24 protein-coding genes and 1 riboswitch are annotated in these 23,887 nt (G+C 69.4%); of the genes, 16 read left to right on the top strand and 8 right to left on the bottom strand.

The window, feature by feature from the left end:
• Nucleotides 1-107 precede the first annotated feature (107 nt).
• From folE2 to ACP59X_RS15975, 3 genes are all read right to left on the bottom strand, one after another.
• Nucleotides 108-917 (bottom strand): GTP cyclohydrolase FolE2, encoded by an 810-nt coding sequence (gene folE2, locus ACP59X_RS15965; RefSeq protein ID WP_428560178.1) that lies wholly within the window; start codon nucleotides 915-917, stop codon nucleotides 108-110.
• Between the two features lie 208 nt (nucleotides 918-1,125).
• Nucleotides 1,126-1,545: a nickel-responsive transcriptional regulator NikR gene (nikR, locus tag ACP59X_RS15970; RefSeq protein WP_323428098.1), complete on the bottom strand. Its 420-nt coding sequence runs from the start codon at nucleotides 1,543-1,545 to the stop codon at nucleotides 1,126-1,128.
• A 12-nt stretch (nucleotides 1,546-1,557) separates the two neighbouring features.
• Nucleotides 1,558-2,253 (bottom strand): class I SAM-dependent methyltransferase, encoded by a 696-nt coding sequence (locus tag ACP59X_RS15975; RefSeq protein WP_428560180.1) that lies wholly within the window; start codon nucleotides 2,251-2,253, stop codon nucleotides 1,558-1,560.
• A gap of 225 nt (nucleotides 2,254-2,478) precedes the next feature.
• Between ACP59X_RS15975 and gcvH the strand changes: the two genes are divergently transcribed.
• The 7 genes from gcvH to ACP59X_RS16010 all read left to right on the top strand — a co-directional run bounded on the left by gcvH (nucleotide 2,479) and on the right by ACP59X_RS16010 (nucleotide 9,177).
• Nucleotides 2,479-2,853 (top strand): glycine cleavage system protein GcvH, encoded by a 375-nt coding sequence (gcvH, locus tag ACP59X_RS15980; protein ID WP_428560183.1) that lies wholly within the window; start codon nucleotides 2,479-2,481, stop codon nucleotides 2,851-2,853.
• A gap of 13 nt (nucleotides 2,854-2,866) precedes the next feature.
• Nucleotides 2,867-4,198 carry an aminomethyl-transferring glycine dehydrogenase subunit GcvPA gene (gene gcvPA, locus ACP59X_RS15985; RefSeq protein WP_428560185.1) on the top strand — a complete coding sequence of 444 codons (1,332 nt, stop codon included), beginning with the start codon at nucleotides 2,867-2,869 and terminating at the stop codon, nucleotides 4,196-4,198.
• Entirely contained in the window at nucleotides 4,195-5,643 is a 1,449-nt protein-coding gene (gene gcvPB / locus ACP59X_RS15990) for an aminomethyl-transferring glycine dehydrogenase subunit GcvPB (protein WP_428560187.1), read from the top strand. The genes gcvPA and gcvPB overlap by 4 nt, the downstream gene beginning before the upstream one ends.
• Nucleotides 5,633-7,006 carry a dihydrolipoyl dehydrogenase family protein gene (locus ACP59X_RS15995; RefSeq protein ID WP_428560189.1) on the top strand — a complete coding sequence of 458 codons (1,374 nt, stop codon included), beginning with the start codon at nucleotides 5,633-5,635 and terminating at the stop codon, nucleotides 7,004-7,006. The genes gcvPB and ACP59X_RS15995 overlap by 11 nt, the downstream gene beginning before the upstream one ends.
• 101 nt (nucleotides 7,007-7,107) lie before the next feature.
• Entirely contained in the window at nucleotides 7,108-7,983 is an 876-nt protein-coding gene (locus ACP59X_RS16000) for an L-2-amino-thiazoline-4-carboxylic acid hydrolase (protein ID WP_428560192.1), read from the top strand.
• 121 nt (nucleotides 7,984-8,104) lie between these two features.
• A complete protein-coding gene (locus tag ACP59X_RS16005) occupies nucleotides 8,105-8,692 on the top strand; it encodes a Maf family protein (protein ID WP_428560194.1) in 588 nt (195 codons plus the stop codon).
• Nucleotides 8,693-8,718: 26 nt separating this feature from the next.
• Nucleotides 8,719-9,177: a GNAT family N-acetyltransferase gene (locus tag ACP59X_RS16010; RefSeq protein WP_428560196.1), complete on the top strand. Its 459-nt coding sequence runs from the start codon at nucleotides 8,719-8,721 to the stop codon at nucleotides 9,175-9,177.
• A gap of 54 nt (nucleotides 9,178-9,231) precedes the next feature.
• Here the strand turns inward: ACP59X_RS16010 and ACP59X_RS16015 are convergent, their stop codons facing one another.
• The 4 genes from ACP59X_RS16015 to ACP59X_RS16030 all read right to left on the bottom strand — a co-directional run bounded on the left by ACP59X_RS16015 (nucleotide 9,232) and on the right by ACP59X_RS16030 (nucleotide 14,280).
• Nucleotides 9,232-10,491: a serine hydroxymethyltransferase gene (locus tag ACP59X_RS16015; RefSeq protein WP_428560198.1), complete on the bottom strand. Its 1,260-nt coding sequence runs from the start codon at nucleotides 10,489-10,491 to the stop codon at nucleotides 9,232-9,234.
• A 36-nt stretch (nucleotides 10,492-10,527) separates the two neighbouring features.
• Nucleotides 10,528-10,610: riboswitch (ZMP/ZTP riboswitch) on the bottom strand.
• A gap of 78 nt (nucleotides 10,611-10,688) precedes the next feature.
• Complete coding sequence (locus ACP59X_RS16020) at nucleotides 10,689-11,375, bottom strand: response regulator (protein WP_428560201.1); 687 nt, start codon at nucleotides 11,373-11,375, stop codon at nucleotides 10,689-10,691.
• The gene (locus ACP59X_RS16025) at nucleotides 11,363-12,511 is read right to left on the bottom strand and encodes a sensor histidine kinase (protein WP_428560203.1); all 1,149 of its coding nucleotides are present in this window, start codon (nucleotides 12,509-12,511) and stop codon (nucleotides 11,363-11,365) included. Before ACP59X_RS16025 ends, ACP59X_RS16020 begins: the two co-directional genes overlap by 13 nt.
• Before the next feature lie 128 nt (nucleotides 12,512-12,639).
• A complete protein-coding gene (locus ACP59X_RS16030) occupies nucleotides 12,640-14,280 on the bottom strand; it encodes a glutamate synthase-related protein (RefSeq protein ID WP_428560205.1) in 1,641 nt (546 codons plus the stop codon).
• Nucleotides 14,281-14,515: 235 nt separating this feature from the next.
• Here ACP59X_RS16030 and ACP59X_RS16035 point away from each other — a divergent pair, with 235 nt between their 5' ends.
• Nucleotides 14,516-15,067, top strand: a complete 552-nt coding sequence (locus ACP59X_RS16035; RefSeq protein WP_428560207.1) for a hypothetical protein — start codon at nucleotides 14,516-14,518, stop codon at nucleotides 15,065-15,067.
• Nucleotides 15,067-15,234, top strand: coding sequence for a hypothetical protein (locus ACP59X_RS16040; RefSeq protein ID WP_428560209.1), 168 nt, complete (start codon nucleotides 15,067-15,069; stop codon nucleotides 15,232-15,234). Before ACP59X_RS16035 ends, ACP59X_RS16040 begins: the two co-directional genes overlap by 1 nt.
• Here ACP59X_RS16040 and ACP59X_RS16045 read toward each other — a convergent pair.
• Nucleotides 15,231-16,085: a DMT family transporter gene (locus tag ACP59X_RS16045; RefSeq protein WP_428560211.1), complete on the bottom strand. Its 855-nt coding sequence runs from the start codon at nucleotides 16,083-16,085 to the stop codon at nucleotides 15,231-15,233. The genes ACP59X_RS16040 and ACP59X_RS16045 overlap by 4 nt on opposite strands.
• 107 nt (nucleotides 16,086-16,192) lie before the next feature.
• Here ACP59X_RS16045 and ACP59X_RS16050 point away from each other — a divergent pair, with 107 nt between their 5' ends.
• From ACP59X_RS16050 to larE, 7 genes are all read left to right on the top strand, one after another.
• Nucleotides 16,193-16,732 carry a class IV adenylate cyclase gene (locus ACP59X_RS16050; protein ID WP_428560213.1) on the top strand — a complete coding sequence of 180 codons (540 nt, stop codon included), beginning with the start codon at nucleotides 16,193-16,195 and terminating at the stop codon, nucleotides 16,730-16,732.
• Between the two features lie 13 nt (nucleotides 16,733-16,745).
• Nucleotides 16,746-17,354: a transglutaminase-like domain-containing protein gene (locus tag ACP59X_RS16055; RefSeq protein ID WP_428560215.1), complete on the top strand. Its 609-nt coding sequence runs from the start codon at nucleotides 16,746-16,748 to the stop codon at nucleotides 17,352-17,354.
• A gap of 418 nt (nucleotides 17,355-17,772) precedes the next feature.
• Complete coding sequence (locus ACP59X_RS16060; RefSeq protein WP_428560217.1) at nucleotides 17,773-18,090, top strand: hypothetical protein; 318 nt, start codon at nucleotides 17,773-17,775, stop codon at nucleotides 18,088-18,090.
• Nucleotides 18,091-18,245: 155 nt separating this feature from the next.
• Complete coding sequence (locus tag ACP59X_RS16065) at nucleotides 18,246-19,769, top strand: sigma-54-dependent Fis family transcriptional regulator (RefSeq protein ID WP_428560219.1); 1,524 nt, start codon at nucleotides 18,246-18,248, stop codon at nucleotides 19,767-19,769.
• Nucleotides 19,770-20,171: 402 nt separating this feature from the next.
• Complete coding sequence (locus ACP59X_RS16070) at nucleotides 20,172-21,380, top strand: aldo/keto reductase (protein WP_428560221.1); 1,209 nt, start codon at nucleotides 20,172-20,174, stop codon at nucleotides 21,378-21,380.
• 136 nt (nucleotides 21,381-21,516) lie between these two features.
• Complete coding sequence (larC, locus tag ACP59X_RS16075; RefSeq protein WP_428560223.1) at nucleotides 21,517-23,064, top strand: nickel pincer cofactor biosynthesis protein LarC; 1,548 nt, start codon at nucleotides 21,517-21,519, stop codon at nucleotides 23,062-23,064.
• Nucleotides 23,061-23,885 (top strand): ATP-dependent sacrificial sulfur transferase LarE, encoded by an 825-nt coding sequence (gene larE / locus ACP59X_RS16080; protein WP_428560226.1) that lies wholly within the window; start codon nucleotides 23,061-23,063, stop codon nucleotides 23,883-23,885. The genes larC and larE overlap by 4 nt, the downstream gene beginning before the upstream one ends.
• Nucleotides 23,886-23,887 lie beyond the last annotated feature (2 nt).

The raw sequence follows: 23,887 nt of genomic DNA on the forward strand, positions 1-23,887 counted from the left end.
GCCCGCCCGGCAAGGGGATGGGCCGGTTTGGCGCGAAAATAGCCCGAAAAAAGAAATAACAAAAGGCAATGGCCGCTGTTTCGGGTGAATTATACGCCAACGCCGGGTCAGGGCCGAACGGAAACCGGCTTATCGCCGCCCTTGCCGCCGTTTCCCCCCTCGATGCCGGCAAAAGCACTGTGATTGTGTATGGATTCGAAGCTTTCCACCTCGACCCGGTACCAGGTGATCAGGGGATGTCGCGACAGGCTGCTGGCCGCCCGCCGGGCCACGTCCTCGACAAAGGTCGGGTTGGCAAAGGCCTGTTCGGTCACGTACTTTTCATCCTCGCGCTTGAGCAGCGCGTAGACCGGCGAGGAACCGGCCGCCTCGGCGATGTCGATGAGCTCCTCGACCCAGACGAAGCCGGTGAAACGGCTGGCGATGGTCACCAGCGCCCGCTGGCTGTGGGCGCCCTGCTCGGAAATGGCCAGGGAACACGGGCACACGGTCATGACCGGCACGGCCACGGTCAGGGTCTGGCGGAATTTTTCGCCCACGAACTCGCCCGAAACCTGGCAGGCGTAGTCCAGCAGCGCCGTCGCCGCCGAGGCCGGCGAGGCCTTGGCCAGAAAATAGGGGAAACGCAGGGTCATGTGGGCGTTCTCGGCCTCCAGGCGCTCGCGCACGTCGGCCAGAAGCCCCCGGAAGGACAGCAGGTCCAGCTCGCCGGCAAAGCCCGAGAGCGCCTCCACGAACCGGCTCATGTGCGTGCCCTTGAACCGGGCCGGCAAATCCACGGACAGTTCCACCTCGGCCACGGTGTGCTGGCGCCCCTTGGCCCGGTCGCGCACCACGAGGGGCAACCGGAAATTCTTGATGCCCACCCGGTCCACGGCAATGGCCACGTCCGGGGGGCCGCTTTGGATGTCTCGCATAGGGATGTGCCTCCGGCGGCCGGGGGGCATGATGCCCCCCGGACCCCCTCAAAGGGGTAAAATGGGAGAAAACGCTCGTACGTTCCGGCTCCCCACGCTGCAAACAAGCCCCTTTCCCCCCATAAAGGGGGTTCGGGGGGGATTATCCCCCCCGATGGGGAGGGTTCGGGAGGGGCAACGCCCCTCCCGATCTTCCCTCTTCCCTCCGCTACACGATCTCCTGGCCGGTAGTGGCCAGGGTGAGCTTGCCGTATTTGACGCCACGGGTGGAGATGAGCTTCTGGGAAAGCTTCTGCACGGCCTCGCCCGGCCCCTTGAGGGCCAGGGCTTCCAGGCAGTTGTGGTGGTCGATGTGCACGTGCATGGTGCAAAGGATCACCTCGTGGTCCTCGTGCTGGATTTCGATCAGGCGCTGGGCCAGGTCGGAAGTGTGGTGGTCGTAGACCAGCGTCAGCACGCCGGCCACTTCCTTGTCGGTCTGCTCCCACTCCTTTTGCACCAAAACGCCCCGGATGAGGTCGCGGATGGCCTCGGAACGCGTCTGGTAGCTCTTCTCGTCGCAAAGGGCGTCGAATTTCTCAAGCAGTTCGGAATTGAGCGATACGCCGAAACGGATGGTCTGTCCCATGCGCCCTCCTTGTCACAGGCCGATCTCGTACAGGGTCACCGTCGAGCGGGTGCTGGCGAAGGCGACCGATTCCTCATGCAGTTTGGTCACGCGAAAGCCGTCGGCGGCAAGCGCCGCCCAGACCGGCTCCGACACCTGCCGCCACGGCTGGGACAGCCATATGCGCCCGCCCGGGGCGAGCATTTGCCGGAAAAGCGGCACCAGGGCGTCGTAGAACCGGATTTCGTACAGGATGTCGCTGCCCCAGGCCAGCTCGAAGCTGCCCGGCCGAAAACACGGCCGCCGCCAGTCCATGACGGCCAGGTCCAGGCCCAGGCCGTTGGCCGCGGCATTGCGGGCGGCGTGGGCGATGGCCGCCTCCTCGTGGTCCACGGCCGTAACCCGCGCCCCCCAGGCCGCCCCGGCCAGGGCCGAAAGCCCCATGCCGCAGCCGATGTCCAGGCAGCGCCTCCCGGCGATGGCCTCCCGCCGCTCGTGCAGCCAGGCGGCCAGCAGCAGGCTCGCCGGCCAGACCTCGGCCCAGTACGGCATGCGCTCGTCCTCGCCGAACCCCTCCCGGCCGAGCGACTCCCACAACGCCTCCATGTCCTGGTCACGGCGCAGCACGAACTCGCGGCCGGACAGCGTCAGGCGCAAGGTGTCCCGGTACCACTGCGGCGGGGTGGACGAAGCGGCCAGAAGCGGCGTTTCGACGCATCGGATAGGCAAGAAAGACTCCGTATGGGGCTATGAATTCCAGCAGGCAGCGTCAAGCGTGTTACCCCAAAAGGAACCCGCGAGCAACAGGGGATACCTCCGACGATTGTTCGGTGCGGCGACGGACGCGAAGCCGCGGCGGCTTGCCCCATGCCCCGCAAAGGGGTATTTGAGGCCTGCCCCCTGCCGGTCCGCCGGCAAGGCCAAACGCTGCATACCATTCCGAGGGAGACCGCCATGCGAAAGGACCTGCTTTATACCAAAACCCACGAATGGGTACGGGTCGAGGACGAAATCGCCGTGATCGGCATCACCGACTTCGCCCAGGAACAACTCGGCGACATCACCTATGTGGAGCTTCCGGCCGTGGGCGACCTGCTCGAAGCCGGCCAGGAGATGGGATCGGTGGAGTCCGTCAAGGCGGCCAGCGAACTCTACTGCCCGGTCTCCGGCGAGGTCATCGAGGTCAACGAGGAGCTGGAAGCGGCCCCGGAGAAGATCAATACCGATCCCTTCGGCGAGGGCTGGCTGCTGCGGCTGCGCCTGACGGCCGAGCCCGCCGATCTGCTGTCGCCCGAGGAATACGAGGAACTGGCCAAGGCCGAACACTAAACCGGAGCCGCCCATGCCCTACATTCCGCATACCGCGCAAGAAATCCGGGAGATGCTCGGCGTCATCGGCGCGCGGGACGTGGCCGACCTGTTCGCCGAGATCCCCCAGGCGCTGCGCCCCAAGACCTTCGACCTGCCGCGCGGGGCCACGGAAATGGCCGTGCGCGCCGCCATGGAAGAGCTGGCCGCCAAGAACCGTACCGATATGGTGAGTTTTCTGGGCGGCGGCTTCTACGACCACTTCGTGCCGGCCGCCTCGGACTACCTGCTGGCGCGCGGGGAGTTCGCCACCGCCTACACCCCCTACCAGCCCGAAGCCTCCCAGGGCACACTGCAAGCCATTTTCGAGTACCAGACCGCCGTCTGTCGCCTCTTCGGCATGGAGTGCGCCAATGCCGGGGTCTACGACGGCGGCACGGCCCTGTACGAGGCGCTGATGATGGCCGTGCGCCACACCCGGCGCAAAAAGGCCGTGGTCAGCCAGGCGGTCAGCCCCATCTACCGCATCGTGCTGTCCACCTACACCCGCAACCTCGGCCTGGAACTGGTCACCGTGCCCCACAAGGACGGCTGCGACGACACCGAGGCCCTGGCCGGGGCCATCGACGACAAAACGGCCGCCGTGGTGGTGCAAAACCCCAATTTCCTCGGCGCGATCCAGGACTTCACCGCCCTTTTCGCCGCCGCCGCCGCCAAGGGCGCCCTGTCCGTCCTGTCGGGCTATCCGGTGCTCCAGACCGTGCTCAAGACCCCCGGGGCCATGGGCGCGGACATCGCCACGGCCGAGGGCCAGAGCCTGGGGCTGCCGCTGTCCTTCGGCGGGCCCTACCTCGGCATCATGACCTGCAAAAAATCCCTGGTGCGCCAGATGCCCGGCCGCATCGCCGGCCGCACCGTGGACGGCGCCGGCCGCACCGGCTACGTGCTCACCCTGCAAGCCCGCGAACAGCACATCCGCCGCGAGAAAGCCACCTCCAACATCTGCTCCAACCAGGCCCTGTGCGCCCTGCGGGCGCTCATCAACGTCTGCCTGGCCGGCGAGGAGGGCCTGGCCCGCCAGGCGGCCCTGTCCATCGAGAACGCCCACTACGCCGCCATGAAGCTGGCCGCCATCCCCGGCGTGCGGCTTTTAAACGACGCCCCCTTCGGCAACGAATTCACGGCCGTCTTTCCGGTCAAGGCCAAGCTCGTGGCCAGAAAGCTCATGGACGAGGGCATCATCCCGGGCTTTCCGCTCGGCCGCTACTACAAGGGCCTGGAAAACGCCCTGCTCGTGTGCTGCACCGAGAAACACGAACGCGCCGCCATCGACCGCCTGGCCCGGCGGCTGGGGAAACTCCTATGAGCACCGTCTTTTCCAAATCCCGCCCCGGCCGCGAGGGCGTGTGGCCGGACAAGCCCAAGACCGAGCCCGTGGACTTCATCCCGGCCGGGCTGCTGCGCGACGGCGCGACCGGCCTGCCGGCCCTGTCCGAACTCGACGTGGTGCGCCACTTCACCGGGCTGTCGCGCAAGAACTACGGCGTGGACGGCAACTTCTACCCCCTGGGGTCGTGTACCATGAAGTACAACCCCAAGTTCGCCGAGGAAGTGGCCGCCCTGCCCGGTTTCGCCCGGCTCCATCCGCTCATCCCCCAACTGCCGGGCGGCGGCGACATGACCGCCGGGGCGCTGGAGGTCATGTACGACATGGAGCGGCTTTTGTGCGAAATCACCGGCATGGCCGCCTTCACCCTGCACCCCATGGCCGGCGCCCACGGCGAGCTCACCGGGGCGCTGATGATGGCCGCCTACCACGCCGACAAGGGCCACAAGAAGACCAAGATCATCTGCCCGGACTCGGCCCACGGCACCAACCCGGCCTCGGCCCACATCGCCGGCTTCGACGTGGTCTCCATCGCCTCCAAGGACGGCATCATCGACCCCGAGGCCCTGGCCGCCGCCATGGACGACGCAACCGCCGGCGTCATGATGACCGTGCCCAACACGCTGGGGCTTTTCGAACGCCACCTGCCCGAGATCGTGGCCCTTTGCCGCAAGGTGGACGCGCTGCTCTACTACGACGGGGCCAACCTCAACGCGATTTTGGGCAAGCTGCGCGTGGGCGACGCCGGCTTCGACGTGGTGCACCTGAACCTCCACAAGACCTTCGCCACGCCCCACGGCGGCGGCGGCCCGGGCGCCGGGCCGGTCGGCGTCTCCGAGCGGCTCATTCCCTACCTGCCCATCTCCCGGGTGGAAAAAGACGACGCCGGCCGCTATTCCTTAAGCTACGACCATCCCAAATCCATCGGCTACGTGGCCCCCTTCTACGGCAACTTCGGCATCGTGCTGCGGGCCTACGCCTATATCCTGCGCCTGGGTCGCGAGGGGCTCATCCGGGTGTCGGAATCGGCGGTACTGGCCGCCAACTACCTGCGCAAGCGCCTGGCCGCGGCCATCGAGGTGCCCTACGACCGCACCTGCATGCACGAGTTCGTGGCCTCGGCGGCCAGGCTCGCCGCCGCCAAAAACGTCCGGGCCCTGGACATCGCCAAGGCGCTGCTCGACCGCGGCTACCACGCCCCGACCATCTACTTCCCGCTCATCGTCAAGGAAGCGCTCATGATCGAGCCGACCGAAACCGAGAGCAAGGACACTCTGGACGCCTTCGTGGCCGACCTGCTCGACATCCTGGCCCTGGCCGAAATCGACCCCGAGGCGATTCGCGCCTGTCCGACCACGCTGCCCGTGGGGCGCCTGGACGAGACCCGGGCCGCCCGGGCCATGGAGATCACCGATGACTGCTAGCCCGGCCAAGCGGCTGGTGGTGGTCGGGGCCGGCCCCGGCGGCTACGAGGCGGCCCTGGCCGGCGCGGCCGCCGGTCTGGCCGTCACCCTCGTCGAGCGCGGCAAGCTCGGCGGCACCTGCCTCAACTGGGGCTGCATCCCGACCAAGCATTTGCTGGCCACGACCCTGGCCGTGGACGCCCTGGAGGCGCAGGCCAAACAGAAGCTGGCCACGGGTACGGTGACCCCGGACCTGGCCGCCATCCAGGCCAAAAAGAAAAAGCTCATCGCCGCCACCCATTCGGCCATGGCCAAGACCCTGGAAAAGGCCGGCATCCGGCTGGTTGCGGCCAATCTGGCCTCGGTTTCGCCGGGTGTCGCCCACGTGGCCGCCGGGGCGCAGACCGAGGACATCCCCTTTGACGCCCTGATCCTGGCCCTGGGCTCCCGGGCGGCCAGCTTCCCCGGGGTCAAGCCCGACGGCAAGGCCGTACTCGGCGTCGCGCCGGTGCTCGATTTCACCGAAGCGCCGGCAAGCCTGGTCATCGTCGGCGCCGGGGCCATTGGCCTTGAGATCTCCGAAGTCTACCGGCGCCTGGGGACCAAGGTCACGGTGGTCGACGCCGCGCCGCGCCTCGCCCCGGCCGAGGACCCGGACGTGTCCAAGGTCGTGGCGCAGGTCATGCGCAAAAGGGGCATCGACGCCCGGGCCGGGGTCAAGGTGGCAAGCCTGGTCACGGACGAGGACGGCAAGGCCCGGCTGACCCTGGACGGCGGCGAGGTGATCGTGGCCGACAAAGCCCTTGTCGCCATCGGCCGTTTCGCCGCGACCATGGTGCCGGGGCTGGCCGAGCTGGGCGCGGCCTTCGCCAACCCGTCGCCCAACCGGGCCTGGATCGCCACGGACGAGACCTTGCAGACGGCGCCCGGCGTCTATGCCGTGGGCGACTGCAACGGCCGCACGCTGCTGGCCCACGCCGCCGCGAGCCAGGGCGTGTACGCCGCCCGCCACGCTGCCGGCCTGGAGCCCGGGCCGTACGCGCCGGGGCCGATTCCGGGCTGCTACTACGGCGCGCCGGAGATCATGCGCGTGGGGGCCATCGCCGCCCCGGGCGACCTCGTCTCCGAAGCGGCCTTCGTGGCCAACCCCATCGCCCAGGCCCATGCCGACACGGCCGGTTTCGCCCGGGCCGTCTGGAAGGACGGCAAGGTGGCGGGACTGACGGCCGTTGGCCACGGCGCCTCGGCCATGGGCAGCCTGGCCACGGTCATCGTGGCCGAGGGCTGGACCCGGGAGCGCTGCGAGGCCCTCGTCTTCCCCCATCCCGGGCTGGACGAGACGCTTCGGGCCGCGCTTTTGGCCGAGGCGAAGCCGAAAGCCTGAGACGAAGACGGGGGGAAACTTCTTGAAAGAAGTTTCCCCCCGCGCCCCCCTTCAAGAACTTTCAAAGAGGGGGTCCCTCAAAGCCCCCGATGGATTCGGTCATGCAAAGCGGAAACGAAGCTCTCCAACGAGGGATCACCAGACGCTATCTCCTGCGCGCCGGGCTGGTCGGCGTCTGCGCCTGCTTTCTGCCCTGGCCGGCCCTGGCCAAGAAGCCCGAGGCCAAGGCCGCGACCAAAACCCCCGCCGCGCCGGCCGCGCCGGCCACCAACTTCTACCTCGAAAACCGCGACAAGCTCCTGGCCGATTTCCGGGGCGTGTGCGGCGGCGCCCAGCACTGGCTGGCCGCCCGCACGGCCGAACCCACGGCCAAGGCCATCACCGACGACGCGGCGCGCCGCTACGAAGGCCTGCTGCCCAAAATGCCCGACATCGGCGGCCCCACCAACCGCAACCAACCCTTCCTGGTCATGGCCGGCTGGCTCACCGCCCTCTACCAGTCCATGGCCGAGAAAGGCCTGGCCGCCAAGGACACCGGCCGGCTCTTCTACGACCTCTACGCCGCCGACTGGGCCGCCGTGCCGCCCCAGAAGGCCAAGGCCATGGGCGCCGCCCTTTTTTCCGTGGCCTACCAGCAATCGCTGGCCGACTGGGCCGCCGAGAGCCAGAAGAAGAAATATCCCGGCGACTGGGTCGGCAAGGCCATCCCTGGCGACGGCAAGACCTTCGACCTGGGCTACGACTACACCGAATGCGGCGCGGTCAAGTTCTTCAAGGCCCAGGGTGCCATGGCGGTCGCGCCCTACTACTGCCTCAACGATTTCCTGGCCTCGCGCGCCCAGGGCACGGGCCTGGCCCGCAAGTTCACCCTCGCCCAGGGCGATCCCCTGTGCGATTTCCGCTACAAGCGCGACCGCCCCGTCACCCAGAACTGGGACACCGAAACGCCCAAATTCCCCGGCAACAAGCCGGCGTGAGGGAGTGAAGGCGGAGGGTGCGTGAGGGAATGAGGGGGAAAGCCTCCGGCGGCCAAAGGGCTGGCGCCCTCTGGACTCCCATAAAGGGGAACCTCGATTTTCTGTTGTATATTGGGATACTATGCGAGTTATGAACAAGCCTGTGATTTTGGCCTCGACTTCGCCGCGGCGCAAGGAACTGCTGGCGCTGGCCGGTGTGGACTTCACGGTGGTGCCGAGCCCGGCCGAGGAGCCGCAGCCGGATTACGGGGAGCTGCCGGCGGCCTATGCCGCGCGCATGGCCCGGCTCAAGGCCGCGCCCGTGGCACTTAGCCATCCCGGGGCCGTGGTCATCGGCGCGGATTCGGTGGTGGCCGTGGGCGGGACGATCCTCGGCAAGCCGCGCGACGCGGCCGACGCCCGGCGCATGTTGTCGCTGCTCTCCGGGTGCACGCACCAGGTGGTCACGGGCTGCGCCGTCTTTGGCCTCGGCGAGGAGCCCGAGATATTTACCGTCTCCACGGACGTGGCCATGGTCACCCTGTCCGAGGCGGCCATCGAGGCCTACGTGGCCACGGGCGAGCCCCTGGACAAGGCCGGCGCCTACGCCATCCAGGGCAAGGCGGCGGCATTCATCACGGAAATCCACGGCTCGTACACGAACGTGGTGGGCCTGCCGCTGGCCGAGGTCATGCGGCATGTCAAGCCGCTTGCCCAGGCCGTTTCCTGACGGCCCGGCCACGCGCCCGATCCCCGATGCCCCTCGCCATCACCACCGCCGCGCCGGAGGAATTCCCGGCCCTCGCCGACCTCTGGGAAGCCTCGGTCCGGGCCAGCCATGATTTCGTCAGCGAGGCGGACATCTGTTTTTTCAAACCCCTGGTGCGCGACACCTACCTCGCGGCGGTCAGCGTGCGCTGTGCCCGTGACGCAACCGGCGCCATCCTGGGCTTTGTCGGCGTGGCGGCGGGAAAAATCGAAATGCTCTTTGTCGCGCCGAACCATTTCGGCCATGGTATCGGCACCGCGCTGCTGCGTCATGCCATGGAAGCCCTGGGCGCGACCCAGGTCGACGTCAACGAACAGAACGAGGCAGCCGTCGGCTTCTATCGGCACCACGGCTTCACGGTCCTCGGCCGCTCGCCGTTGGACGGTCTGGGCAAGCCCTACCCGTTGCTGCACATGGCCCGAGGAGACGGCGCAGCCCCGTCGTGAGCCACGGCGGGCGGGGGGGGCCGTCCGCCCGCCCCGCCCGCCTTCCCTTCGCCCCTATTCCAGCCCCGGCACGGGGAAGCGCGCGCAAAGCTCCGCCACTTCTCGCCGCATCGAACGGCGCAGCTCCGCGTCGCCGGGACGCGACAGCACCTCGGCCATCCAGCCGGCCAATTGCTCCATTTCCGCCTCGCCCATGCCACGGGTCGTGGCCGCCGGCGTGCCCACGCGGATGCCCGAGGGACGCAGCGGCGGATTGGGGTCGTCGGGGAGAATCTGCTTGTTGGTGGTCATGCCGGCCTCGTCGAGAAGCGCCTCGGCCGCCCGCCCGTCCAGCCCGAAACTCGCCTGCGTGTCGGCCACCAGCATGTGGTTGTCCGTGCCGCCCGTGACCAGCCCCACGCCGCGCGCCGCAAGCGCCGCCGCCAGCCGCCGGGCATTGGCCAGCACCCGCCGGGCGTAGTCGGCGAAGGCCGGGGTGAGCGCCTTGGCGAGCGTGATGGCGATGCCCGCGATCACGTTCATGTGCGGCCCACCTTGAAGCCCCGGAAAAACCGACTTGTCGATGCGCGCCGCCAGTTCCTTGCGGCACAGGATCATCCCGCCGCGCGGGCCGCGCAGGGACTTGTGCGAGGTGGTGGTCACCACGTCGAAGCCGCAATCGAAGGGGTTGCCCATGACCCCGCCGGCCACCAGCCCGGCGTAGTGCGAGGCGTCGCACATGGTATACGCCCCGACCGCGTCGGCCACGGACTTAAACGCCGCGTAGTCCAGGTCGCGCGGATAGGAGGTGTAGCCGCAAAGGACCAGCCTGGGCTTGTGCGCCCGGGCCAGGGCGGCCACGGCGTCGAAGTCGATGGCGCCGGTTGCCGGGTCGGTCTTGTAGCGCACGAAACGAAACAGCCGGCCCATGTGGGACACGGGCGCGCCGTGGGTCAGGTGGCCGCCGTGGGACAGGTCCATGGCCAGGATGGTGTCGCCCGGTTCGAGCAGCCCCAGGTAGACGGCCTGGTTCATGGGCGAGCCGGACAGGGGCTGCACGTTGGCGTGCTCGCAGCGAAAGAGCCGGCAGGCCCGCTCCCGGGCCAACGCCTCCACCCGGTCCGTGAATTCCTGGCCGCCGTAGTAGCGCCGGCCGGGGTAGCCCTCGGCGTACTTGTTGGTGAACACGCTGCCCAACACGGCCAGCACTTCGGGATAGGTGTAGTTTTCCGAGGGGATCAGTTCGATGCCGGACCGCTGCCGGGCTTCCTCGCCGGACAGGGTGGCGAAGACTTCCGGGTCGCTTGCGGCAAGCAGTTCACGATACGCGCGCATGGGCTCCTCCTTGTGGGGAAGGTTGGCGTCGGGTGACGACGCAGCCCAGGCGAGCGGCATGAAGACGTTTCGCGCTCCCCCGTGGTTGCCCACGTTTCTCGCCAGTCACGCGAAACGGTGTGGAAAGGCGCCATCCGTGTAGCCCGGGGACCCGACGGCGTCAAGGGACCGGCGAGCCGACCGCGCCCGGTCAACCGTCAGCCGCCCTCCCCCTGCGACCCTTCCAGGTCGACAAGCCCCATGCGGGCGGCGTAGCGCACCAGTTCGGCCAGGTTGCGCAGCCCCAGCTTGCCGCACACGTTGGAGCGGTGGTTTTCCACGGTCTTTCGGGAAATGTAGAGCTTGGCGGCGATCTCGGCCACGTCGCGGCCCTCGGCCAAAAGGCGCAGCACCTGCTGTTCGCGGCGGGTCAGCGTCTCGTAGGCCGGGTCGGCCGGCCTGGCCCGGCGGGCGGCATAGGCGTCCAGGCGTTCCAGGAGTTGCGGCGCGATGGCTCCGTCCAGGTAGCGCTCGCCGCGCGACACGGCGGCCAGCCCGGCAAGCAGGCTTGTGGCGGCGGAATCCTTGACCACGTAGCCCAGCGCCCCGGCCCGGAAGCTCTCGGCCACCACGTCGATGCGGGCGTGCATGCTGACCACGAGCACTTTCGGCGGCGCGGGCAGCTCCCGCAACCGGCCAAGGACCTCGATGCCGCCGGCATCCGGCAGGGCGATGTCGAGGAGCACCACGTCCGGGGCAAGCTCGGCGGCCAGGGTCAAGGCCTCCCGGGCCGTGCCGGCCTCGCCCGCGACGACGTAGCGCCCGGCCTCCCGGGCGAGGGTCGCCCGCACCCCCTCGCGGAAAAGCGGATGGTCGTCGACCAGCAAAATCCTTATTCCGGACATGGCTCACCTTGCGCCAGGGGCGCCTCGGCCGTGATGGTCGTGCCCTTGCCGGGCGCGCTCTTGATGCGCAGCCGGCCGCCGAGAAGCCGCATCCGCTCGCGCATGCTCCAAAGCCCCATGCGCTTTTCGGCCAGGGCCTGGGGCAGGCGGCTGGCCACGTCGAAGCCCAGGCCGTCGTCGGCCACGCGCAGCAGGATGTCGGGATGGGAGGCGATAAGGCGCACCGTCACCCGGGTTGGCGAGGCGTGGCGCACGGCGTTGGCCAGGCTTTCCTGGAGCACGCGGTAGAGGTTGACGGCCGTCTCGAAGGGCAGGCGCACGCCCTCCAGGCCGTCGGCCGTAAAGGCCACCGGCAGGGCATGGCGCGCGGCGCAGTGCTCGCACAGCCGAAAGGCCGTGCCCACGAGCCCGAGCTGTTCGAGGGCCGGCGGCAGGAGCCCATAGGCCAGGTCGCGCAGGGAGGAAACGGCCGCGCCCAGGGTTTCGGCGCACGCGGCCACGGTCTCCCGGGCCGCCGCCTCCGAGGCGGCAAGCTGCGGCACCAGCCCGTCCAGGCGCAGGCGCGTGGAGGAAAGGGCCTGGGCCACGTCGTCGTGGAGCTCCCGGGCGATGCGCTGGCGCTCGGTTTCCTGGGCCTTGATGAGCTCCCGGGACAGGGCGCGCAGGCGCTCCTCGTTTTGCCGGGCCTCGACGATGCGCCCGAGGTGGTCGGCCACGGCATCGAGCAGGTGGCGCTCCTCGCGCAGAAACGGCCCCTCGTCGGCCGGCGGGCGCCGCTCCAGATAGCCCACTTCCAGGCGGCCGACCGTTTCGCCGTCGACGGTCACGGGGCTCGCCTGCCTGTCCACCGGGCGACGGAAATTGTCCGTGGCCCGGGCGCGCCCGCCCATGGTCACCCGGGCGCAGGCCGTCTCGGGATACTGCCAGGCCCGGGCCACCACCTGGCAGGCGCCGCCGAGGATGTCGTCCAGGGCCAGGTCGGCGCGCTGGGACAAGCGGGTGATGGCGTAAAGGCAGTCCAGTTCCTTGACGCGCTCCCGCAGCGCGGCCACGACGGCGGCATGCCCGCCGTCGGCGGGTGCCGTGGCGGCCGGCGGTGCGGCGGCCGCTTCCCTGGCCCGAATCGTCTTTTTCATGCCCATAACCCTTGCCATGCCTCGGTTGCCTTCCGCCGTATTTCAAAATGCCGCCCGGAAGGCAAGGAAGGGAAAAAAACACCTTGCCAACGGGGACACGGCTTGCCGGGCCGCGTCCCCGTTGCCCGTCAGGCGAGCAGGATCCGCCTGGCCGCCTCGTCCCCGGCCTCGGTGACGAAGGCGACGCCCGTCTCGCGCGCGGTCTCGCGGTTGGCGGCCACGATGTCGTCGCGGTCGATATCGGCCACGTCGAACTTCCGGGCGCCGGCCAGCAGCTGCTGCAACCCGGCCCCGAGCTTGTCGAGCAGCGTGCACACGGCCACCGCGCCAAGGGGCACCTCGCCCATGGCTTCCTTGCCCAGACGCGCGGCCAGCATATGCCAGCCGGCGAAGATCGCCTCGGGCCGCGCGCCCAGGGCGGCCACGGCCCGAGGCAGGCTGTCCCAGTTGCCGGACACCGTCTCGCGCCGCTCGGGGAAAAGCACGCCCTCGATGTTGGAGCCCAGAAACGCCGGAATCATCATGGCCCGGCCCAGGCAGACCATTTTCACGTAGGGCGCGCCCAGGGCCAGGGCCTTGAAGACGTGGTCCTCCCGGGCGAAGCCGCCGGCAAAGGCCATGTCCGCCGGCTTGCGGCCGGTTGCGGCCACAAGGGCCGCGTACTCCCGGGCCTTGGCGTGGAGCAGGACGGAGGGTACGCCCCAGGTTTCCATCATGTTCCAGGGGCTCATACCCGTGCCGCCGCCGGCGCCGTCGATGGTGAGCAGGTCGAGGTTCGCCTCGCTGGCGAAACGGATGGCCATGGCCAGGCCTTCCATGCCGTAGGCCCCGGTCTTGAGCGTGATGCGCGCAAAGCCCAGGCCGCGAAGGTGGGCCACGTCTTCCAAAAACGCCTCGCGCACCGCCCCGGCGTCCCGGGCGGCGGTATGGCCCAGCCGGCTGTGGCGGGCGAATTCCCGGACCGCGCCCGAGGCAAAGGCCGCGGCCACGGCCGGGTCGTCCGGGTCGGGATCGACCAGGTAGCCCCGGGCCTTGAGGAACCGGGCGTAGGCGATGTCCGCGACCTTGATCTCGCCGCCGATGTTTTTCGCCCCCTGGCCCCACTTGAGCTCGATGGCCACCTCCGGGCCGAAGCGGTCGATGACGTAGCGGGCCACGCCGTTGCGGGCGTCCTCGACGTTGAGCTGGACGATGATGCCGCCGTGGCCGTCGCCGTAGCGCTTGTACACGGCGATGCGCCGGTCGAGTTCCGGGGCGCTGACGATGGCCCCCTTCTCCAGCACCGCCGCCCGGTCGATGCCCACCACGTTTTCGCCGATCACGATGGGGATGCCGGCCAAGGCGCAACCCACGGCCAGGGGGTCCCAGTAGCGGGCGGCGATCAGGGTGGACCCGAGGGCCCCGGTCAGAAGCGGCAGCCTGGCCCTGGTTTGGCCCTTGGCCCCGAAGGATGTGGCCAGGCCCACGTTGGTGAACAGGCGCTCGTCGGCGTCGGCCAGGGCGCCTTGGGCCCGCCCCGTGGCCCCGTTGGCCCGGCCGACGATGCGCAGGGCGTTGTAGGACACGCCCACCTGGCAGGTATTGCCGGCGCCGGCGGTCACGAGGCCGAAATCGCGCGGATAGAGCGCGGCCCGGCCGACCAGGCTCGACAGCCAGGTTTCGCAACGCCCGGCGCAATCCGCCCGGCACAGGCTACACAGCCCCGATTCCACCGGCGTGCCCCGGTTGGCCGTTCCCAGCACATCATTGGTCTTGTTCCATTGCAGCATGATTCCCCTCTCGATTTGTCGCGCAATAGCGCGGGCGTGTTGGCCGTGCCCGCCAAATCGGCAACATAAACCCCGAAAACTCCCGCCCGTCGAGGGGCGTACTCCCGCTCCATCCGGGAAAAACCTCCCGGCAATCCGGGAGATCTTCCCAATGCGTCACGGGCGATCGGCCGATTGCGAAACCCGCCGCCTGGCATAGACCGGACAGCAAACGAGAACCGCAAGCGAGGCAAGCATGGCCAGCGACACCCCGCCCCGGGCAACCCCGGCGGCCCGCACCCACAACCCGCGACCGTCCGGGGCGGATGGCCGCACCGGCTCGGCCGGCCCGGTCCCGTGCCGCCCCGAGGCCGGAGCCGGCCAGGCAGTGGCGGCCCTGCCGCCTGGCCCCCGGGGCTTCGCCCCGGAAACGGCTACGGACCGGCCACAGCCTCCCGAAAACGCCCTCGGGGAAGCCCAGGGCCGCTACGCGGTGGGACATCGCGGCCCCCGCCTCGACGTGCGCCTGCCCGTTGACCTGGACGCGGCCCGGGCGGTCCGCCTCGGCGACCGGCTGGTGCAAGCGCTCGCCGCCGGGGCGACGCACATCGTGCTGTGGGTCCTGGGCGAAGCGCCGCCGTCCCCGGAGGCGGCCAGCCTCGTCAACAGCCTGGGCCGGCACATGGCCCGGGACGGCCGCTGGCGTCGGGTGGGGCTTCGCGGGGCCGGGCCCGGCTTCGAGGCGCTGGTCGCGGCCTACCGGCAGGGGCTTGCCCCCAGGCCCGCGCGGCGCAAGGAGGGGCGGTGATGGTGTGGGCGATCGGCCTGATCGTGGCCGGCCTGGCCCTGTGGCATTGCTGCACCGGCATCGCCCGGTCCAGCGGACGGCAGTTGCCGCGCGATTTCGATTTCGACATCTACAAAAACCGCGAACTCAACCAGCGGGGGCTTTTCGACAAGACCAAATGGTATTAAGCCGCCGTAGTGTCGGCTTGCGGGCGCGTGGCCTCGCGAAGCGCCCGCAGCGTGGCCGCGCCGATGACCACGATGCCGCCGGCAGCGGCCCATTTGCCCGGGAGCTCGCCATAGCCCAGGGCCACGAAGACCGGATTGAAGATGGGCTCCAGCGTCATGATGCAGATGGCGGACAGGGCCGGCAGCCGTTTGATGCACCAGACGTACAGCACCAGCGACAGCCCCTGCTGTACGAGCCCCAGATAGCCGAGCCCCAGCCAGGCCGTGCCGGAAAGGGGCAGTTCGGCCAGCAAAAAGGGCAGCCCCAGGGCGGCCGTGAGCCCATGGCCGGCGATGACCGCCGACACCGGCGAACCGCCCCGGCCGGCCCGCATGGCCAACGTGAAGACGGCGTAGCAAAAGCCCGTGCCGCAGGCGACGAGGTTGCCCCACAGGCCCTGGGCCGAAAGCTGGTCCAGGAAAAAAAGGGCCATCCCGCCCAGGCAGGCGGCGACAAAGGCCCAGTCGGCCGGGCGCGTGCGCTCGCCGAGTATCGCCGGCGCCAACAGGGCCACGTAGACCGGCGCCGTGTAGGCGAGGAGGATGGCGTTGGCCGCCGTGGTGAGCTTTGTGGCCACCACGTTGGTCACGAGCAGGCCGGCATAGCCGCAGGCAGCCCAGAGGAAGGCCGGGCTCGGCCGGAAATCGAGGCGCCCCCGGAACAGCACGGCCAACAGCCCGGCGGCCAGCAGGCTGCGCCCGCCGGTGACGGCCATGGGCGAGGCCGGCACGAGCTTGATGGCCAGCCCGCCCGTGCTCCACAAAAGTGCCGTGGCGGCCAGCAACAGCGCCGCCCGCGCCCGCTGCGACATGGCGTCCGTCCTTTTCCCCGTTGCCCGGGCTCCCGGCTTGGCCGGCAAGTGGTTACGCGCCCAAGCCCGGCACCATGAACCCAAAACGGAGCGGATACAAGGGTGCCATGTTCGAGGCCGAAATCAAATACCTGGCCGACGGGCCGGTCACACCGCCCGGGGAAGGGCTGCCCGACGCGGTCTACCGGGACACCTATTTCGACAGCCCGGACGGCGCGTTTACCGCCTCGGGCCGGGAACTGCGGCTGCGCGAGGCCGACGGCCGCAGCCGGCTGACCTACAAGCACCCGCCCTTCGACGCGGCCACCGGCTCCAAGGAGGAGCTGGAAACACTCGTGGCCGACGGCCCGGCCATGGCGGCGTTGCTGGGGCAGCTCGGTTTCGTCCCCCGCCAGGCCTACGCCAAGCGCTGCCGGTGCTTTCGCGACACCTTCCGGGGGCTTGCCCTGGAGATCGCCGTGGTCGCGGTGGATTTTTCCCCGGAAGTGTTCGTCGAGATCGAACACCTGGCCCCAAGCCGCCAGGCCGCCCTGGCCGCCCTGCCGGTCATCCGGGCCTATGCCGCCAGCCTGGGGCTTTCCCGGGAGTGCCGGCAGGCCTACACCGACCTGTTTACGGCCAGCCGGGCCAAGGCCCCAGGAACCTGAAGGAGGCACCGCCATGTCCCCTGTTTCCCCCGTCGATGCGACCCTCGTGCCCTACCTCGCCGCCTCGGACATCCTCGACTTCCACCAGCCCATGGTCGCCGCCAAGGCCGACGCCCTGGCGGCCAAGACGGCCTCGGACGCGGCCGTGGCCGAGGCCTGCTTCCTTTTCGTGCGCGACGCCATCCGCCACAGCCTCGACCACCGCCAAAACCCCGTCACCTGCGCCGCCTCGGACGTGCTGCGCCACGGCACGGGCTACTGCTACGCCAAGGCCCACCTGCTGGCGGCGCTGCTGCGGGCGCGGGGCATCCCGGCCGGGTTGTGCTACCAGCGCCTGCTCCTCGACCCGGCCGCCGACACCGGGCGCTTTTGCCTGCACGGCCTGGTGGCGGTCCATCTGCGCGGCCTCGGCTGGTACCGCATCGATGCGCGCGGCAACAAGCCGGGTGTGGACGCCCGGTTCACCCCGCCAGTGGAATGCCTGGCCTTTCCCCTGGCCGCGCCCGGGGAAGCCGACCTGCCCGGCATCCATGCCGCGCCGCTGCCCGAGGTCGTGGCCGCCCTGCGCCGCCACGACACCTGGGACGCCCTGCTGGCCGACCTGCCCGACCGCCCCCGCTGACGTGCCGCGTCCCGCCGACACCGCCCAGCCGTTTGCGCTGCCGGCCACCCTGCCCGACCGCCTTTTGTGACGCGTTGCTTGCGCGAAACACCGCCAATCCGTGTGCGCTGCCCCCCGACCCACCCGACCACCTTTTCTGACGGGCCTGGCCGGCGCGCTGGCCACACTTCCGTCAGGCAAGGGACGTTTTTGTCGTTCTACCTTCCTTTTTGCAGCCTGGCGGTGTTTTCTGGCCGGGCCTGGTTAACGGGGCGCACGGTCTCTTCAAAATAATAACATACAAAATCAATTGATTACAGAAAAACTGTCATCTTTCTCCACGAAGTTGGTGTACATTGCACGGCAATTGCTTATACCTAGCGATAGCCCGAATCGGACCTCGCGCCGGTTGGGGCTTAAATCCCGCTAGGAGGTCGCCATGGAATCGGCACTGACGCTGCGTAAAACCGCTCCTCCCGAATTGTCGGATGGTTCGCTCGCCATCCACCATGTCTCCATCCTGGAAGTGGAGATCGTGCACGGGGCCATGTCCACCATGCGCCGGGCCATGAAGGAAGTCGCCGCCCAGACCGGAGTCAGCTACAACGAGGTCATGCATGGCTTAAGCGGCCATATGTACTGGGTCGAAGCCACGGGGACGCTGTTGTGTGTCATCCCGCTGCCGGAAAACGATCTGTATTTGGAGATCCCCGAGGATTTCTGGCGCATCCGCGAACTGTCCCAGGCCACGCATTAGGCGTTTTCCCCGGCCGGTCCGCGCTTTCCCCTGGCGGACCGGCCCGGCTTGCCCCGCCACGGCTTTTCCGGCATGGTTTGCCCGTTTCTCCTGCTTCCCCGCGCCCGGGGAAACGCGGGTCCCGACGCAAAAAACCACCACAGCCGGAACTCCCCATGTCCCCACACATCCCGGATTTTCCCAAGGCGCTTTTCGAGGAACTCGATGCCGACAAGCTGCGCCGGCGCTTCCTGGAAGCCCTGCTCGAATTCCAGAACGTGGAGCGCGGCTCCATCTGGATCAAGCGCGAGGACGGCTACCAGTGCATCGAGGCCACGGGCGGCGAGGACGAGGAACGCCTGGTCGGGTTCGTCGTGCCCAAGGACAAGCCGAGCATCGTCGGCTGGGTCATCGAGAACGGGAAGATGACCATCGCCGAGCCGGGCAAGGACAAACGGCATTTCAAGGAGGCGGAATCGGGCCTGGACGTCAAGTCCACCCTGATCCTGTGCTATCCGCTGGCGCTCAAAAACGGCGAGGTCTACGGCGCGGTGGAGATCATCGACACGGCCCACGCCGGCAGCCGCCTCAACCTCGGCAAGGAATACCTGGAGCTGCTGGAAGAATTCGTGGCCATCGGCTCCATCGCCCTGGGCAACGCCTTTGCCTTCGCCGACCAGAAAAACGAAACCCAGAAACTGCGCAAGATCATCGGGGGGCTCAAGGGCGAACGCCCGCTGGTGGGCAAAAGCCCGGCCTTCAAGGCGGCCCTGGAAGCGGCGCGCAACTACTCGCGCACCGACTACCCGGTGCTCATTACCGGCGAATCCGGCACGGGCAAGGAACTCTTCGCCCGGGAGATCCACCGCCTAAGCGACCGCAAGGACAAGCCGTTCCTGGTCCAGAACGTCTCGGCCATCCCGGACACGCTGCTCGAATCCGAGCTTTTCGGCTACAAAAAGGGCGCGTTCACCGGCGCGGACAAGGACAAGGCCGGCCTGTTCGAGGCGGCCGACGGCGGCACGGTCTTTCTCGACGAGATCGGCGACATGCCGCTGTCGCTGCAGGCCCGCATCCTGCGCGTGCTCCAGGAGCACGAGATCAAGCCCCTGGGCGGCACCCAGACCCGCACCGTGGACGTGCGCGTCATCGCCGCAACCAACAACGACCTGACCCGGGCCATCGCCGCCGGCACCTTCCGCGAGGACCTCTTCTACCGCATCAACGTGCTGCCGCTGCCGTTGCCGCCCCTGCGCGACCGGGCCGAGGACATCCCGGAACTGCTCGACTATTTCCTTTCGCGCGACGCCGCCCGCCTGTGCCTGGGCCCCAGGCGGTTTTCGCCCGAAGCCCTGGCCGCGCTGCGCAAGCGGCCCTTTCCCGGCAACGTCCGGGAGATGGAAAACCTGGTGCGCTACCTGCTCGCCACCGTGGCCGAAGAGACCATCGAGGCCGGCGACATCCCGCCGGCAAGCGAACTGCGCTGCCCCCGCGAGGCCGGCCCGGCCCAGGCGGCCCGGGAAGGCGACCCGGCCGCCCCGGACCTGACGGCCTTCACCTGGGAGTCCCTGGAACACGCCTACGCCCTGGCCCTCCTGGACAAGTTCAAGTGGAACGTGACCAAGGCCGCCAAGGCCGCCGGGGTCAACCGCTCCACCTTCGATTCCCGGCTGCGCAAGCTCGGCATCACCAAGGAATGAGGCCGGGGCCGTCCCCCAGGCGACGCGGCCCGGGCCGGCACCGCCCCAGGCGGCGCATCGACCACGCCCGCCAGCGCCTGCCACGGCGAGCGGTTGCCGGTCATCGGCGCAACCGCCGCAGGGGCACACCCGCCCACGCCCGCCGGAAGCCGGCAACACCACCGGCCGGGGGAATGGCCTCCGCCAGCCCGTTCGCGGCCGCTCCCCGTGCCCGCGCCGGCGCCGCTGCCCGCCGTCCGGGCCTGTAGCGGCCCGGTTTCTCCCGATTTGGAGGATCAGGCACGATTTTGCCCCGATTAGGCGTTTTTCCATCGCCACAAATCGACTATTGAGTCCAGGTCCGAAGCTGTCCCCGATCCGGGGACCGGCAACCGCATCCACGCATCGAGAGGAGCATCCATTATGCGCTACCGGACCATGCCCAAAAACGGCGACCAGCTGTCCATACTGGGATTCGGCTGCATGCGCCTGCCCGCGACGCCGGAAGGCGCCATCGACGAGGGCCGGGCCATCGCCCAGATTCGCAGCGTCATCGACGCGGGCGTCAACTATGTGGACACGGCCTGGCCCTACCACGCCGGGGCCAGCGAACCCCTGCTCGGCAAGGCCCTGCGCGACGGCTACCGCGACAAGGTCAAACTCGCCACCAAGCTGCCCTCGTGGCTCATCAACAACCGCGCGGACATGGACCGTTTCCTCAATGCCCAGCTCGCCCGGCTGGAGACCGACCACATCGACTACTACCTCGTCCACGCCCTGGACGGGCCGCTGTGGGACGCCGTGGCCGGATACGGCGTGGCCGGCTTCCTGGACGCGGCCCGCTCCGACGGGCGCATCGTCAACGCGGGCTTTTCCTTCCACGGCCTGTTGGCGGACTTCAAGCGCATCGTCGACGCCTATCCCTGGGTCTTCTGCCAGATCCAGTACAACTACCTGGACACGGCCTTCCAGGCCGGCGGTGAAGGCCTGCGTTATGCCGCCGAGCGGGGCCTGGGCGTCGTCATCATGGAGCCCCTGCGCGGCGGCCTGCTCGGCCGGCCGACCCCGCCGCCGGCCGTGGCCGCCCTGTGGGAGGCGGCCCCGACGCCGCGCGCCCCGGTGGAATGGGCCCTGCGCTTCGTCTGGGACCATCCCGAGGTCACGCTGCTGCTGTCCGGCATGAACGAGGAAAGCCACATCGCCCAGAACCTGGCCGTGGCCGCCGACGCCCTGCCCGATTCCCTGACCGCCGAGGAAAAAGCCCTGATCGATCGGGCCGCGGCCACCTACAAGGAACTCATGCAGGTCGGCTGCACGGGCTGCGGCTACTGCATGCCCTGCCCCCAGGGCGTGCAGATCCCCAAATGCTTCGACGCCTACAACGGCCTGCACCTGTCCGGTGACGCCGAAATGGCCAAGTTCCTCTACGCCTTGAGCGTGGGCGGCGCCCTGGGCGCCAGCGAACCCGGCTTCGCCTCCAAGTGCGTGGCCTGCGGCGAGTGCCTGGAGAAGTGTCCCCAGCACATCGCGATCCCCGAGGTCCTTACGGCCGTGGCCGCCGCCATGGAAGACGCCGGCCTGGAGCAGCGCCTGGCCACGGCCAAGCGGATGTTCACGGTCAGGCCCGACTGAGGCCGTGCCTTCGGGCGTTTGGGCATGGTTTCGCTTGCGCAACGGCAGACAAGCGGGCCATGCTGGCGCGCCGGCCGCGGGACGGGCCATCGCAGGCCGCGCCCCGCGGCCGGGTCGAAAAAAAAGGAACAGGACGTTGAAAATCCTTTATTACGACTGCCGTAGCGGCATCAGCGGCGACATGAACCTGGCCGCCATGCTCCACCTGGGTGTCGACCAGGGCTACCTGCGCGCCGAACTGGCCAAGCTGGGCCTGGCGGCGCACTACGACCTGCGCGCCGCCGCCGCCGCCAAAAACGGCATCACCGGCATCCGTGTCGACGTGGACCTGCTCGAGGCCGACCACGCCGGCGCCCACCCCCACGGCCGGCAGGCCGACGCGCCGGGCCATGGCCACCACGGCCCGGACCACCCGCCCCATGGGCATGGCCATGCCCACGGGCCCGGCCACGGGCACCACGACCATGGGCACGAGCACGACAGCCACGAGCACGGGCACCAGGAGCATGGCCACGGGCACCACGACCACGGTCATGATGGGCACGAGCACGAGGGCCACGGGCACGGGCATACGCACGACCACCATGGTCATGGCCACGAGGACGACGGCCATGGACACGGGCACGAACACGGCCACCACGGCCCGCATGGCCATGACCACGCCGCCCACCACGGCCACACGCCCCAAGCCCCCGGACACGAGCCCCATGGCCGGGGGCACCACCACCGCCGCCTGCCCGACATCGAGGCCCGCATCAACGCCAGCGGCCTGGACGAACGGGTGCGCCGCACGAGCATCGACATCTTCCGCCGCCTGGCCCGGGCCGAGGCCACGGTGCATGGCGTGTCCATGGAGGACGTCCATTTCCACGAGGTCGGGGCCATCGACGCCATCGTGGACATCGTGGGCGCGGCCGTATGCCGCCACGCCCTGGACGTGGACGCGGTCTGGGCCTCGCCGGTGGAGCTCGGCGGCGGCTTCGTGCGCTGCGCCCACGGGGTCATCCCCGTCCCCGCGCCGGCCACGGTGGAACTGCTCCACGGCGTGCCCACCACCCGAGGGGCCGCCTCGGCCGAAACCACCACACCCACCGGCGCGGCCATCCTGACGACCCTCGTCGACACCTTCACCGCCACCCCGGCCATGGTCATGGAACGCACGGCCTACGGCATCGGCCACCGCGACCTGGACATCCCCAACCTGCTGCGCGTCCACCTGGGCAGCGCCGGCCAGGTTGCCTACGGGGCGGGCTCGGGGCCGGGCAGGCTCTTGCAGTGCAACATCGACGACATGACGGCCGAGATGCTCGGCGCCGCCCTGGAACTGCTCATGGAGGCGGGGGCCATGGACGTGCATTTGACCCCCATCGTCATGAAAAAAAGCCGGCCGGCCACCTGCCTGTCGCTGTTGTGCGCCGCCGCCGACGAGGCCCGCTTCACCGACCTGCTCTTTCGCCACACCACGACACTCGGCATCAAGCGCTTCCCCCTGGACAAGGCGACCCTGGACACCGCCTTCGAAACCCTGGAAACGCCCCTGGGGCCGGTGACCATGAAAAACGCGCTCCTTGGCGGCGCGGTCATCCGCTCCAAGCCCGAGTTCGAGGATTGCCGCCGCCTGGCCGCCGCCCACGGCCTGCCGCTGTCGGCGGTCTACGCGGCCATCGGGGCCTGCCGGAAATGACCGGGCCGCACGACGAGGCCGACGGCCTGGCGGCCAGGGCCGAGGCCCTTGCCCGGGAGCTGACGGCCCTTGGGCGGGTGCTGGTGGCCTTTTCCGGCGGCGTGGACAGCACCTTCCTGCTGCGGGCCGCCCTGGCCGCCCTGGGGCCGCAAAACGTCCTGGCCGTGACCCTGGACCCGCCCTATGCCTCCCGGGCCGAGGTGGCGCAGGCCGTCCGGCTGGCCGGCGACCTGGGCGCGGCCCACGAGGTCGTCCCCGTCGCCTTCCCCGAGGCACTGCGCGACAATCCGCCCGAGCGCTGCTACCTGTGCAAGCGCCTGCTTTTTTCCCGCCTGCTGACGCGGGCCGCCGTGTTCGGCCAGGCGGCCGTCCTGGACGGCACCAACCGCGACGACCTGGGCGACCATCGGCCGGGACGCAAGGCCCTGGCGGAACTGGGCATCCGCAGCCCGCTGCTGGCGGCCGGGCTTTTTAAGGCCGACATCCGCGCGCTGTCGCGCCGGGCAGGACTGCCCACCTGGGACAAGCCGTCGGCGGCCTGCCTGCTTTCGCGCCTGCCCCACGGGGCGCGCGTGGACGAGGCGGCCCTTGGGCGCATCGAAGGGGGCGAGGCGCTGCTGCGCGCCGCCGGCTTTCCCGCCGTGCGGCTGCGGCTGCACGGCGACCTGGCCCGCATCGAGGTGCCCAAGGGCCGCCTGGCCGACCTGGTGGCGGCCTGCCAGTCGGGCGATCTCCTCGACCGCCTGCGCCGACTGGGCTTGCGCCACCTGACGGCCGACCTGGCCGGCTACACCATGGGCAGTTTCAACGAACCCGCCTGAAG

Origin of the sequence: Solidesulfovibrio sp. DCME, assembly GCF_049995385.1 — a bacterium.
Lineage (GTDB): Bacteria > Desulfobacterota > Desulfovibrionia > Desulfovibrionales > Desulfovibrionaceae > Solidesulfovibrio.